Source organism: Streptomyces sp. NPDC101237 (genome assembly GCF_044767465.1).
GTDB lineage: Bacteria > Actinomycetota > Actinomycetes > Streptomycetales > Streptomycetaceae > Streptomyces > Streptomyces gramineus.
In genome coordinates this window covers 102,868-115,907 of the sequence record NZ_JBIWNY010000011.1, presented here as the reverse complement: position 1 = coordinate 115,907, position 13,040 = coordinate 102,868, and the positions used below count along the sequence as shown (strand labels likewise).

Below are 13,040 nucleotides of genomic sequence, written 5' to 3'. Positions count from 1 at the left end.
TCTCGACACGGCCGCCGCGACATCCGCAGCGCGCCGGTCCGCGGCGCGCATGGGAAAACGCTAAGTCCCGCGCGCGCGTGCGGCGACGGGGCGGCGGGCGAACGGGTGGCCGGCGCGCGCTTCGGTGCGCCATCCGAGTTGCCGTTCCCAGGTTTTTTCTGACGGTCCGTGACCTGCGGCAATATCCGATTGTGTGCTTTTCGCTCGGCGTGTCCGCTCACCAGGACGGACCATTCTCGACATGCGGGCGTGTTCACGGCATCTGAGGGTCTATGCGGGAGGTGCTTTCTCGCCGATCTACCGGGGACGGTTCCCGGGGCGCCTTCCGCGGAGGAAGAGATGCGAAACTCACGTGCCCTCGCGGCAGCGTGCACGGTGGTCGCCGTGCTCGGCGTCGCCGCCCCCGTGGCCGTCGCCGACGGCCTCGGAAATCCCGGCGGCCCGCCCAACACACAGGCCCCGGTGGTCGGCGGGACCGGCGTCGGCCCGGGGGTCGGCGGCGTCGGCGGAGTCGGTGGCGTCGGCGGGGTGGCTCCCGGTGTGGGCGTCGCCCCCGGTGTCGGTGTGGCGCCCGGTATCGGCGTCGCCCCCGGCTTCGCGGTCCCCGGTGTCGTCGTTCCCGCCTACGGCCTCGGCGGGTTCGGCCGCGGTGGCTTCGGCGGGCGGGGTTGCGAGGGGTTCGGCGGGCGGGGCGGCGACGGGGGAGGCGGGCGGGGCGGGGACGGCTTCGGCGGCCGGGGCGACGACGGCTTCGGCGGCCGCGGGGACGGCGGCCGGGGTGACGACGGGCGCGGTGACGGCGGCCGGGGTGACGGCGGGCGCGGTGACGGCGGCGCGGGCGGCGGCTGGAGCGACGGCGGGCGCGGTGACGGCGGCCGCGGCGACGGCGGCTTCGGCTGCGGCGGCGGCGGCGAGGGGTCGCGCGACATCGTCGCCCAGCCCAGGGCGATCACGAGCGGTTCCCGCCTCACCGTCACCGTCGACGGCTGCCGCAGCGGCGTGATGTACTCCCGCGCCTTCCGGTCGACGTCGCTGTTCCCGTTCGGCGGCGACATGGCGCGCGGTGTCGCGACCATCGAGCGGGACGCCCGTCCCGGTCCGTACGACCTGACCGTCCGCTGCGACGGGCGGACGCTGACCCGGTCGTCCGCGTTCTACGTGCTGGGCGGGGTCAGGGGCGGCCTCGGCGGCAGCGTCTCCAGTGGTGCCACCCCGGCCGACATGGCGATCGGCGGCGGGCTGGTGGGCGCGTCGGTGCTCGCCGGCTGCGGATTCTGGCTGCGTCGCCGGCACGAGAAGCGGCTCTGAGCCCTGCGGCCCGTCTTCGCCCCGGCCCCCGCGTGGGTGCGGGGCGAAGACCCGCTCGGCGGGTCCGTCGGCCGGGACCCGCTCAGGCACCGTCCTCGCCGGCCCGCCGGCGTGCGATGCGGTACGCGGTGCCGACCGACGCCGTGACGAGCAGGGCGCCGAGGCCGATCTCCCTCACGTCGAACCCGTCGACGCTGCCGCCGGCGCCCGCGCGCACGCCCCGGTCGGGCTGGAAGGGCTGCGTGCCGGACCCGGTGAGGCCGTCGGCGCCGCTGTCGGCACCGCCGCCGGTGAGGCTGTCGGACCCGTTGTCCGCCGCGCCGTCCGTACGGGAGCCGGTGTGCACCCCGGACTGGCCGCCCGTGCCGCCGTCGGTGCGGCCGTCGGCCCGCACCCCCGTCCCGTCGTCGGCGCGCCCCGACGACTGCGTGCCCGCGATGCTGAGTTGGGTCGACCCCCGCGTCCCGTCGCAGTCGACCGTCACCCGGTACGAGGTCCGGGATCGCGCGTCCGGGTGGACCGTGGCCGCCACCGAGTCCCGCCCCTGCGGGATCCGGACGGTGTCGAACACGTCGGAGCTGACCGTCGCGGCGCCCCGGCAGGTCTCGTCGCGGCTCACCTGCAGACTGATCCGGCCGCCTGCCGAGACGGTCGACGGCGTGACGCGGACGCCGAAGGAGGCCTGCCGGCCGGCGTCGGAATCCCCGTGGCCCTCGTCGTCCGTGAGGGCGGCCGGAGCGCCGAGAACGAGCGCCCCGATCCCGAGCAGCGCGGCCGAGGCCAGGCGTATTGCGTGCATGCTGGTTCCTCCGGTCCCCGAGGAGCTGTCCGCGGATCCGTTCCGCTCGTGCCGGAAATGCGCCTCGATGTCTGGAACGCTAGGAACATCCGTACAGGCGCGCGAACGCAGTAGCGCGAACGGGGGACGCCGGTGGGCCGGACGGGTGACCCGGACGCGGCACCCGGGGGACCGGCACGGCGTGGCGCGCCGCGGTGTCCTCCGGGTGCCCTCGGGTGCGCGGGTCCTCCGCTACCCCCCGAGGTGCGGGAAGAGGTTCAGGAACGGTTGCGCCGTGGCGGTGATGCCGCGGCTGTACGGTTCGTCGAAGTCCCAGATCAGGAAGAGCATGAAGGCGATGGTCGCGGAGAACAGGCCCGCCAGGATCAGTTCGCGCCGGGTGCGCCTGATCTGCAGCGCGAAGATCATGCCGATGGTGATCACGGCGCCGGTCAGCAGCCCGACCCACACCACGCTCGGCATGGTCGCCCCGGTCGAGTCGGCCCGGGCGCTGCGCGACTGGTCGACGGCGGCCACCTGGTCCACCAGCGGCTGGTAGGCCTGCGCCTCGAAGTCGCTCTTCGGCTGGTAGTCGGTGACGTCCTGACGGATCGTCGCGAGCAGTTCCGCGCCGCGCGTGCTGAGCCGCCCGTGGTCGGCCATCTCCTTCCACTCCTTGTCGACGACCTGCCGGGTGTAGGCCTCGACGTCGGCGCGGATCCGGTCGCGGGTCTCGGGCGGATAGACCCGGACGCGCTCATAGATCTCGTGCAGTGCCTGCGCCTCCGCCTGCACGTGGTCCTGCGCGGCGCTGCGGGCCTCCCAGACGCCGGCCACCGCGAGGCCGAGGACGATGGCGTAGATGACTCCGATCCACATGGTCATGTACTCGATGACGTCCGGCGTCTCGGAGGGATCCTCGTCCTCCGCCGCCCTCTTGTGCCGTACGAGGGTGATGACGACGACCACGGCACAGGCCGCGAGCATCGCGAGGACGAGAACAAGCCAATCCGGCAACGGAAGCCTCCAGAGGGTGTGGGCCGCCCGTCAGCGCGCGCGGAACGCGGCGATGGCGAGGATGGCGGGTACGGCGATGAGCAGGACGTAGGTGACCGGAGAGGTGCGGTTCGGGGCCGCGCTCGCGGTCGACTGGACGTGGTACGGCGGGTAGGTCACCGGGGTCGGTGAGGGCCGCGGGGTGGGCTTCGGCGGCGGGGTCGGGGCGGGTGTCGGCTTCGGTGCGGGCCGGGGCGCGGGCCTCGCGGCCGGCGGGGGCGGCGGTGGCGGTGCCGGGGCCGGCGGGGCGGGCCGCGGCTTCGGAGCCGGTTTCGGCGTGGGCTTCGGCTTCGGTGTCGGGGTGGGCTTCGGTGGTGGAGGCGGAGGAGGCGGAGGAGGTGGCGGGGGAGGCGGGGTGGGGGTCGGTGTGGGGCAGGGCGGGGGTTCGGGTGGCGGGCAGAGCGGTGGTGTCGGCCAGGAGTCGCCGGCCACGGCCACCGCCTGGACGCCGTCGGGTCCCGCCGAGGCGTAGGCGCAGGCGTCGGCCGACGCCGTGCCGACCGGACAGCCCACCAGGGTCCAGGTCAGCGTCAGCAGGGCCAACACCTTCGGGACGGGCGCGAGTCGGGTCGCTTCGGGTGCGTGCACGACCGAGATCATGAGGCGCTGGACGCCGTCGTACGCCGGAGTGCGGCGGGATTGGCCCGAACGGGGGACAGGTGGCGTAAACCGGTTTGAATCACGCGGCATGCCGGGTGGCTCGAAGCGTACGTCCGTGCGGGAGGCGCGCCGGGGGTGCGGTGTCCCGAAAGAAATTTGTGCGCCCGTTGAACACTTCGGCCCCCGGAATCCGTACCTGGTGTCGTGCGGCGGCGCACAGGCGCTGCAATATGCAGGCGATTATGGGGAGTTGAAGATGAAGACCTCCTGGAGGAGCGCCTCTTTGGTGGCCACGGCCGCAGGCGTACTGGCGTTGACGACAGGATGCGGTCAGGACAATGTGACCACTCCGTCCTCGGCGGCCCAGAACGTCGGAGCCACCGCTCCGGCCGGCGTCGGCAACGTGGGCAGCGTGACCAGTCCCTCCGCCGGTGCCGGCAACGGGTACGGCGCCGACGGCAGCCAGGCCGCGGGCTCTCCGGTGGCCCCGGCCGGCGAACTGAGCGTCGCCAGCAACCCGGACCTGGGCAAGGTGCTGACCGACAGCAGCGGCCTGACCCTCTACCGATTCGACTCCGACACCGCCAAGCCCCCGAAGTCGAACTGTGACGGCGGCTGCGCCACCACCTGGCCGCCGGTGCCCGCCGACGACGCGAGCGCCGGTGCGGGCATCGACAAGGCGCTGCTCGGCGAGGTCACCCGCACCGACGGCACCAAGCAGCTGACCGTGGGCGGCTGGCCGGTGTACCGCTACGCCAAGGACGTGAACGCCGGAGACGTCAACGGCCAGGGCGTGGGCGGCAAGTGGTTCGCGACCGCCCCCGACGGCAAGAAGGCCACCCTCTCCGACCTGCCGGGCCTGTCCGTCCGCAAGGACGCCAAGCTCGGCGACATCGTCGTCGACAAGAACGGCATGACGGTCTACCGCTTCATCAAGGACAAGGCGTGGCCCAAGTCCGTCTCGAACTGCACCGGTGACTGCCTCGCCAAGTGGCCGGCCGTCGCGGAGGTCGCCACGAACGACACCAAGGGCATCCAGAAGAAGGGCCTGATGGGCTTCACCCGGCCCGACACCGGCCAGAAGCAGATGACGGTCAACTGCTGGCCGATCTACACCTTCTCCGGCGACGCGAAGGCCGGGGACACCAACGGGCAGGGCGTCGGCGGCACGTGGTACGCCGTCTCGCCCGAGGGGAAGCTGGTCGGCGCCCCCGGTCAGTAACGCCCTCCGGGCGCGAGCCCCTGGCGACGCCGCACCACCGCCCGCCCCCTCCGCACCGCACGGAGGGGGCGGGCTCCTGTGCGTGCGCCGTGCGCCGTGCGCCGCGCGCGGATGTGCCGTGCGTCGCACCCGCAACCGGCGGAATGCCCGAACACCCCCAAAGCGCACCCGGAAATCCCAGGTGGTGACCGGGAACGGACGGTCAATTTCCGGTTCCGCTCGCCCAGTTCGCAGGCGATCAGTAGCCTCTGCTCGAACACCGGATCGCCTCAGCCTTGGAGAGATACATGGAGCGTCCCGCCTGGGCCCCACGAAACATCGACATCTCGGTGCCGAGCGTTTCGCGTATCTACGACTACTACCTGGGCGGTTCGCACAACTTCGAGGTCGACCGGGAGGCGGCCCGCAAGGCGATGGCACATCTGCCGGGGCTGCCGAAGATCATGCAGGCCAACCGCGCCTTCATGCGCCGCGCCGTGCGGTACGCCGCGGGCGCCGGCATCGAACAGTTCCTGGACATCGGCTCCGGCATCCCGACCTTCGGCAACGTCCACGAGGTGGCGCAGGCGGCGCGCCCCGGCGCGCACGTGGTGTACGTCGACCACGATCCGGTGGCCGTGGCCCACAGCGAGGCGGTGCTCGCGGGCAACGAGGGCGCGGACGTGGTCGCCGCGGACCTCCGCAAGCCTCAGGAGATCCTGTCGAGCCCCCAGGTCGAGCGTCTCATCGACCTGAATCGGCCAGTGGCGCTGCTTCTCGTTGCCATACTGCACTTCGTGGAAGACGCGGACGACCCGTACGGGACAGTGGCACAGTTGCGCGACGCACTCGCGCCGGGCAGTCTGCTGATCCTCACACACGCCTCTTACGAGCGGATCCCGCTGGCTCCGGAGCGGGCCGAGAGCGCGGTGGACGTGTACAAGGACATCCGCAACCCGCTCATCATGCGTTCGCGAGACGAGATCGCACGGTTCTTCGAGGGGTACGACATGGTGGAACCCGGACTGGTGCCGATGCCGCACTGGCGGCCGGAGTCGGCGCCGGAGGACGAGGATCCGTACGCCTTCGCCGGGTTCGCCGGCGTGGGGACCGCGGCGTGAGCGCGGAGCCGGACGGCCCCGAGGACAGACTGCGTCGGTTCGCGACGATCTGGAGCCGGGCGGTGTTCCCGGTGACCTCGACGTCCCTGACCCGGCCGGAGTTCGAGGCACAACTCCTGCCGCTGGCACGCCGGCTGAGCGAGGTGCTGCTGGCGCACGGCTTCGAGGCCGAGGAGGCCAGGCAGGTGGGGGCCGCGCTGATCGACGCGCACTGCACCGACCCCGAGGCGCTCACCCGCTCCCTCGACTGCGTCGACGCCTACCTGGCCCTGTACTGCGGCGGGGACGGCCTCCAGGACGAACTGCGGATGCGCTCCTCGCGGATCCAGCACGCGATGGCCGCCGGCTTCGCCCAGGCGCTGCGCGAACGCACCCTGTCCGAGCAGGAGGCCATCGCGCAGGCCGCGTTGCGGGCCCAGGGCGTGGTCGCCCAGGCGCTGCACGCCAGCGAGGCACGGTTCCGCGCGGTCTTCGAGGGGGCGGCGATAGGGATCGGCATCGCCGACCTGGACGGCAACGTCCTCCAGGTCAACGGCGCGCTGCTGCGCATGTTCGGCGGCTCCGAACAGACCCTGCGCGGCCGCAAGGTGATGGAGTGGGCGCATCCCGAGGACGCGCCCCAGACCTGGCGGCTCTACGAGGAACTGGTCCGCGGCGACCGCGAGCACTACCACGTCGAGAAGGCGTTCAACCGCCCCGACGGGACGGTCCTGTGGACCAACCTGACCGTCTCCCTGCTCCGCGACGCGGACGGCGAACCGCAGTACCAGCTGGCCCTCATGGAGGACACCACCGAGCGCCGGCTGCTCAACCTGCGGCTGCGCTACGAGGCCACCCACGACGCGCTCACCGGCCTGCCCAACCGCACGCTGTTCTTCGAGCGCCTGGAGAAGGCCCTGGCGGCCGGCGACGGCCAGCGATTCGGGCTGTGCTACCTCGATCTGGACGGCTTCAAGACCGTCAACGACAGCCTCGGCCACTCGGCCGGCGACCGGCTGCTGGTGGAGGTCGCCGACCGGCTGCAGTCCTGCGCGACCGCGCCCGGCGAGATGGTCGCCCGGCTCGGCGGCGACGAGTTCGTGGCGCTGACCACCGGACCCGGCACCCAGCGGGAGGTCGACGACCTCGCCGACCGCATCATGAACGCCCTGATCACGCCGATCAGCATCGACGGCCGTGAACTCATGGTCCGCGGCTCCATCGGCATCGTGGAGGGCCCGGCGGGCGAGCGGACCCCGGCCGAGGTGCTGCGCAGCGCCGACATCACGATGTACCGGGCCAAGTCGGCGGGCGGCAACCGCTTCGAGCTGGCCGACCCGGAGGCCGACGCCCGCGCCATCACCCGGCACGGCCTGACCACCGCGCTCCCCGCGGCCCTGGACCGGGGCGAGTTCTTCATCGAGTACCAGCCGCTGGTCCACCTCGGCGACGGCAGCGTGCGCGGCGCCGAGGCACTGGTGCGCTGGCTGCACCCGCAGCACGGCGTCCTCGGCCCCGACCGGTTCATCCCGCTCGCCGAGCACACCGGCCTGATCGTGCCGCTCGGCCGCTGGGTCCTGGAGGAGTCGATCCGCCAGGCCCGTGAGTGGCGGGAGCGCTACGGCGCCGCGGACCCGCTGCGGATCAACGTCAACCTGTCGCCGTGCCAGCTCACCCACCCCGGCCTGGTCCAGGACACGGTGGACATCCTGGAGCGGTCCGGAGTCGCCCCCGACGCCCTGTGCCTGGAGGTCACCGAGTCGGCGCTGATCGGCGCCGACGACGATCTCCTCAAGCCGCTGCGGCGGCTCGCCGAGATGGGCGTGGACATCGCGCTGGACGACTTCGGCACGGGCTACTCCAACCTCGCCAACCTGCGCCGTCTGCCGGTCAGCGTCCTCAAGCTGGACCGCTCCTTCACCCAGAGCATGCAGCAGTTCCCCGCGGACCCGGTCGACCTCAAGATCGTGGAGGGCATCGTCTCCCTCGCCCACAGCCTCGACCTCGCGGTCACGGTGGAGGGCGTGGAGACGGGCGCGCAGGCCGAACAGCTCCGGATACTGGGCTGTGACACGGCCCAGGGCTGGTACTACGCCCGCCCCGGCCCGCCGGAACGCCTGCACGACCTCGCCCTGGTGGACGCGACGGGCTGACCGGCCCGGCGCGCGGACCGTCCGGTCCTCGGCCGGCTGTGGGAGCACATCGGCGCGGCCGCCGGACCGGCCGGGGTCCCGAGGGCGCGTGACGTCGCGGCCCGGTAGCCGGCCCCCGCCGCGTCCGAGCCCGCCGCGCCGGAGCCCGGTCCGGCGTCCCGTGGCCCGGCGGCCCCGCGGGGCTCGGTGCGGGCCCGCCGTCCGCCCGGCGCGCCGGTGCGTGCGCGCCGATCACCTCTCCAGCAGCATCCGCTGCAGCTCCCGCGCGGCCCGCGGCGGAGCCACGTCGCTCCGGTGCGCCAGGGCGATCGTCCGGTGGAGTCCCGGCCGGGCCAGCGGAGTGACCCGCAGCCCCCGCCCCGACCTGGCCGCGACCATCCGCGGCACCACGGCCACCCCGAGCCCGGCCCGCACGAACCCCAGCACGGCGTCCATCTCGCCGCCCTCGACCGCGAAGTGCGGCTCGAACCCGGCGGAGCGGCACGCCGCGACGGTCAGCTCCCGCAGGTCGTACCCGTGCCGGAACATCACCAGCCGCTCGCCCTCCAGGTCGGCGATCTGCACCCCGCCGCGGCCCTGCCCGGGAGCCGTCGCCTCCGGTGAGGACACCACCACCAGGTCCTCCCGCAGCAGCTCCACCGTGGTCAGCGCGGGCGAGGCCGGCGGCAGCGGCAGCACGATCAGGGCCAGGTCCAGCGCCCCGCGGGCCAGCTCCCGCACCAGGTCGTGGGAGCCGCTCTCCTCGATCAGCAGCCGGATGCCCGGGTAGCGGTCGTGGAAGGCACGCAGGACGTCCGGCAGCAGCCCGGTGCACAGACTCGGCGTCGCCCCGAGCCGCACCCGGCCGCTGCGCAGCTGCACCAGCTCCTGCACCTCGTGCCGGGCGGTGTCCGCGTCCGCGAGGATCCGCCGGGCCAGCGGCAGCAGCGCCTCGCCCGCGTCGGTGAGCGTGATGTTGCCCCTGGCGCGCAGGAAGAGATCCGCTCCCAGCTCCCGCTCCAGCGCCTTGATCTGCTGGGACAGCGAGGGCTGGGCGACGTGCACCAACTCCGCGGCACGGGTGAAGTGACGGGTCTCGGCCACGGCGACGAAGTACTGGAGCTGCTGGAACTGCATGGGGGCATGATAGCTCCTGGCTATCGAATCAAGCCGTACCATGTCTTGGACCGATCGGGTCCCGGCGGCCTACCGTCCTGGACATGGCTCTGGCAACGCGGACGGACCGACGGCCGTCCATGGCACGCACGATGTGGGACAGCTCCGTCGGCAAGAAGACCGTGATGGCCGTCAGCGGGCTGGTCATGCTGCTGTACCTGGTCGCGCACGTGATCGGGAACCTGAAGATCTTCTTCGGCGCGGGCGAGTTCAACCACTACGCCCACTGGCTGCGCACCGTCGGCGAGCCCTTCATGCACTACGCGTGGACGCTCTGGCTCGTCAGGATCGTCCTGGTCGTCGCCGTGGTCGCGCACGCCACGTCCGCGTACCAGCTCAGCCGCCGTGACATCAAGGCGCGCCCCACCAAGTACGTGCACGGCAAGCCCCGGGCCGGCTACGCCACCCGCACCATGCGCTGGGGCGGGATCATCCTCGCCCTCTTCATCGTCTGGCACATCCTGGACCTGACCACCGGCACCGTGCACTCCGGCGGATTCCAGGAGGGCCACCCGTACCAGAACGTCGTGGACACCTTCTCCACCTGGTACGGCAACGTCATCTACATCGTCGCGATGCTCGCGCTCGGCCTGCACATCCGGCACGGCTTCTGGAGCGCGGCCCAGACCCTCGGCGTCGGCAGCCGTACCCGCGACCGCGCCCTGAAGGTGACGGCCGACGTCCTCGCGCTGCTGCTCACGGCCGGCTTCATCGCCGTCCCCGTGGGCGTCATGACCGGAGTGGTGAGCTGAACATGACCGACTACGCCAACTACACGACCGGCGACGCCGTCACCGACGGCAAGGCCCCCTCCGGACCGGTCAACGAGCGCTGGGACAAGCGCCGTTTCGAGGCCAGGCTGGTCAACCCGGCCAACCGGCGCAAGCACACGGTGATCGTCGTCGGTACCGGACTCGCGGGCGGCTCCGCCGGGGCCACGCTCGCCGAACAGGGCTACCACGTCGTCCAGTTCTGCTACCAGGACTCCCCGCGCCGCGCCCACTCCATCGCCGCCCAGGGCGGCATCAACGCGGCGAAGAACTACCGCAACGACGGCGACTCCGTGCACCGGCTGTTCTACGACACCGTCAAGGGCGGCGACTTCAGGGCCCGGGAGTCCAACGTACACCGGCTCGCCCAGATCTCCGTCGAGATCATCGACCAGTGCGTGGCCCAGGGCGTGCCGTTCGCCCGCGAGTACGGCGGCCTGCTCGACACCCGGTCCTTCGGCGGCGTCCAGGTCTCCCGCACCTTCTACGCCCGCGGCCAGACGGGACAGCAACTGCTCCTCGGCGCCTACCAGGCGCTGAGCCGGCAGATCGCCGCCGGCACCGTGGAGATGCACCCGCGCACCGAGATGCTCGACGTGATCGTCGTCGACGGAAGGGCCCGCGGGATCGTGGCCCGCGACCTGATCACCGGGAAGATCGACACCTACTTCGCGGACGCCGTCGTCCTCGCCAGCGGCGGCTACGGCAACGTCTTCTACCTGTCGACGAACGCCATGAACTCCAACGCCACCGCCGTGTGGCGGGCGCACCGGCGCGGCGCGTACTTCGCCAACCCGTGCTTCACCCAGATCCACCCCACCTGCATCCCGCGCACCGGCGACCACCAGTCCAAGCTCACCCTGATGAGCGAGTCGCTGCGCAACGACGGCCGCATCTGGGTGCCGAAGGCCAAGGGCGACACCCGCCCCGCCGGCCAGATCCCCGAGGACGAGCGCGACTACTACCTGGAGCGCATCTACCCGTCCTTCGGCAACCTGGTCCCGCGCGACATCGCCTCCCGCGCCGCGAAGAACGTCTGCGACGAGGGCCGCGGCGTCGGCCCCGGCGGGCAGGGCGTCTACCTGGACTTCGCCGACGCCATCGCCCGGATGGGACGAGGGGCCGTCGAGGCCAGGTACGGCAACCTCTTCGACATGTACCAGCGGATCACCGACGAGGATCCGTACCAGGTGCCCATGCGGATCTACCCGGCCGTGCACTACACGATGGGCGGCCTGTGGGTCGACTACGACCTCCAGACCACCGTGCCCGGACTGTTCGCGGTCGGCGAGGCCAACTTCTCCGACCACGGCGCCAACCGGCTCGGCGCGAGCGCGCTGATGCAGGGCCTCGCCGACGGCTACTTCGTGCTCCCGGCCACCATCAACGACTACCTCGCCCGCAACCCCCACCAGGACGCGGTGACCGACGAACACCCCGTCGTCCAGGAGGTGCTGGCCGAGACCGAGGACCGGCTCAACCTGCTGCTGTCCGTCGACGGCGACCGCACCCCCGACTCCTTCCACCGCGAACTCGGCGAACTCATGTGGGAGTTCTGCGGCATGGCCCGCACGGACGCGGGACTGCGCAAGGCGCTGGAGCGCATTCCGCAGATCCGCGAGGAGTTCTGGCGCCGGATCAAGGTGCCGGGCACCGGCGAGGAGTTCAACCAGTCCCTGGAGAAGGCCAACCGCATCGTCGACTACCTGGAACTGGCCGAGCTGATGTGCCTCGACGCGCTGCACCGCGCCGAGTCCTGCGGCGGCCACTTCCGGGAGGAGTCCCAGACACCGGACGGCGAGGCCGCCCGCCGGGACGACGCGTTCTCCTACGTGGCCGCCTGGGAGTTCACCGGCACCGGGGACGCCCCCGTGCTGCACAAGGAAGACCTGGTCTTCGAGTACGTCCACCCCACCCAGCGGAGCTACGCATGAAGCTCACCCTGCGCGTCTGGCGGCAGAAGAACGCCGACGCCGACGGCGCGATGTCCACCTACGAGGTCGACGGCATCTCCTCGGACATGTCCTTCCTGGAGATGCTCGACACCCTCAACGAGGAACTCATCCTCAAGGGCGAGGACCCGGTCGCCTTCGACCACGACTGCCGTGAGGGGATCTGCGGCGCCTGCTCCCTGGTGATCAACGGGGACGCGCACGGCCCGGAACGCACCACCACCTGCCAGCTGCACATGCGGTCCTTCCGGGACGGCGACACGATCGACGTCGAGCCGTGGCGGGCCGCCGCCTTCCCGGTCGTCAAGGACCTGGTGGTCGACCGGTCCGCGTTCGACCGGATCATCCAGGCCGGCGGCTACATCACCGCGCCCACCGGCGCCGCGCCGGAGGCGCACGCCACGGCGGTGCCGAAGGCCGACGCCGACTTCGCCTTCGAGCACGCGGAGTGCATCGGCTGCGGCGCGTGCGTGGCGGCCTGCCCCAACGGGGCCGCGATGCTCTTCACCTCCGCCAAGGTCAACCATCTGAACGTACTGCCCCAGGGCGCGCCCGAGCGGGAGACGCGGGTGCTGGACATGGTGGCGCAGATGGACGACGAAGGCTTCGGCGGCTGCACGCTGACCGGAGAGTGCGCGACCGCCTGCCCGAAGGGCATCCCGCTGGTGTCCATCACGAGCATGAACAAGGAGTGGCTGCGGGCCGCCCGGAAGGCGGGAAAGCGGTAGCGCCGCACGAGGCGCGTACATGAACGTTCGCCGACAAGAGCGGACGGGCGGGGCCGGGGCTGGTGCTCCCCGGCCCCGTTTCGCCGTCTCCGACGGCCGTGCCGGGGCCGCGCAACGACGCGGCCGGGTCACGGTAACGTTGCTTCGGCGCGTCCATCAGGACACGCGCGGGGGTGCGTCACCCCCCGAATCCCGGCATTCAGCAGCCGCACATCCACGGGTCCCGCGCACGTCACGCC

At 72.2% G+C, this 13,040-nt stretch carries 11 protein-coding genes; 7 read left to right on the top strand and 4 right to left on the bottom strand.

The genetic code is table 11. The annotated features are described in order from the left end of the window. The first annotated feature begins 339 nt into the window (after positions 1–339). The gene (locus tag ACIRQ9_RS18915; protein ID WP_404174188.1) at positions 340–1,308 is read left to right on the top strand and encodes a hypothetical protein; all 969 of its coding nucleotides are present in this window, start codon (positions 340–342) and stop codon (positions 1,306–1,308) included. Between the two features lie 82 nt (positions 1,309–1,390). On the opposite strand, the gene ACIRQ9_RS18910 is transcribed toward ACIRQ9_RS18915, so the two are convergent. From ACIRQ9_RS18910 to ACIRQ9_RS18900, 3 genes are all read right to left on the bottom strand, one after another. Beyond that, complete coding sequence (locus tag ACIRQ9_RS18910; protein WP_404174185.1) at positions 1,391–2,107, bottom strand: hypothetical protein; 717 nt, start codon at positions 2,105–2,107, stop codon at positions 1,391–1,393. Positions 2,108–2,338: 231 nt separating this feature from the next. Beyond that, positions 2,339–3,103, bottom strand: coding sequence for a DUF4239 domain-containing protein (locus ACIRQ9_RS18905; protein WP_404174182.1), 765 nt, complete (start codon positions 3,101–3,103; stop codon positions 2,339–2,341). A gap of 30 nt (positions 3,104–3,133) precedes the next feature. Next, positions 3,134–3,262: a hypothetical protein gene (locus ACIRQ9_RS18900; RefSeq protein ID WP_401410592.1), complete on the bottom strand. Its 129-nt coding sequence runs from the start codon at positions 3,260–3,262 to the stop codon at positions 3,134–3,136. Positions 3,263–3,998: 736 nt separating this feature from the next. On the opposite strand from ACIRQ9_RS18900, the gene ACIRQ9_RS18895 reads away from it, so the two are divergent. The 3 genes from ACIRQ9_RS18895 (at position 3,999) to ACIRQ9_RS18885 (ending at position 8,196) form a co-directional block, all read left to right on the top strand. Next, the gene (locus ACIRQ9_RS18895; protein ID WP_404174178.1) at positions 3,999–4,964 is read left to right on the top strand and encodes an SCO0930 family lipoprotein; all 966 of its coding nucleotides are present in this window, start codon (positions 3,999–4,001) and stop codon (positions 4,962–4,964) included. Between the two features lie 287 nt (positions 4,965–5,251). Next, on the top strand, positions 5,252–6,064 hold the full coding sequence (locus tag ACIRQ9_RS18890) for an SAM-dependent methyltransferase (RefSeq protein ID WP_404174175.1): 813 nt from the start codon (positions 5,252–5,254) through the stop codon (positions 6,062–6,064). Further along, a complete protein-coding gene (locus ACIRQ9_RS18885; protein ID WP_404174172.1) occupies positions 6,061–8,196 on the top strand; it encodes a putative bifunctional diguanylate cyclase/phosphodiesterase in 2,136 nt (711 codons plus the stop codon). Before ACIRQ9_RS18890 ends, ACIRQ9_RS18885 begins: the two co-directional genes overlap by 4 nt. A gap of 231 nt (positions 8,197–8,427) precedes the next feature. On the opposite strand, the gene ACIRQ9_RS18880 is transcribed toward ACIRQ9_RS18885, so the two are convergent. Beyond that, the gene (locus tag ACIRQ9_RS18880; protein WP_404174169.1) at positions 8,428–9,312 is read right to left on the bottom strand and encodes a LysR family transcriptional regulator; all 885 of its coding nucleotides are present in this window, start codon (positions 9,310–9,312) and stop codon (positions 8,428–8,430) included. Between the two features lie 119 nt (positions 9,313–9,431). Here ACIRQ9_RS18880 and ACIRQ9_RS18875 point away from each other — a divergent pair, with 119 nt between their 5' ends. From ACIRQ9_RS18875 to ACIRQ9_RS18865, 3 genes are read left to right on the top strand one after another with little or no spacing between them, the layout of a single operon-like run. Next, positions 9,432–10,103, top strand: coding sequence for a succinate dehydrogenase (locus tag ACIRQ9_RS18875; protein WP_404174513.1), 672 nt, complete (start codon positions 9,432–9,434; stop codon positions 10,101–10,103). Between the two features lie 2 nt (positions 10,104–10,105). After that, on the top strand, positions 10,106–12,055 hold the full coding sequence (locus ACIRQ9_RS18870; RefSeq protein ID WP_404174166.1) for a fumarate reductase/succinate dehydrogenase flavoprotein subunit: 1,950 nt from the start codon (positions 10,106–10,108) through the stop codon (positions 12,053–12,055). After that, complete coding sequence (locus ACIRQ9_RS18865) at positions 12,052–12,801, top strand: succinate dehydrogenase/fumarate reductase iron-sulfur subunit (RefSeq protein ID WP_404174163.1); 750 nt, start codon at positions 12,052–12,054, stop codon at positions 12,799–12,801. Before ACIRQ9_RS18870 ends, ACIRQ9_RS18865 begins: the two co-directional genes overlap by 4 nt. Positions 12,802–13,040 lie beyond the last annotated feature (239 nt).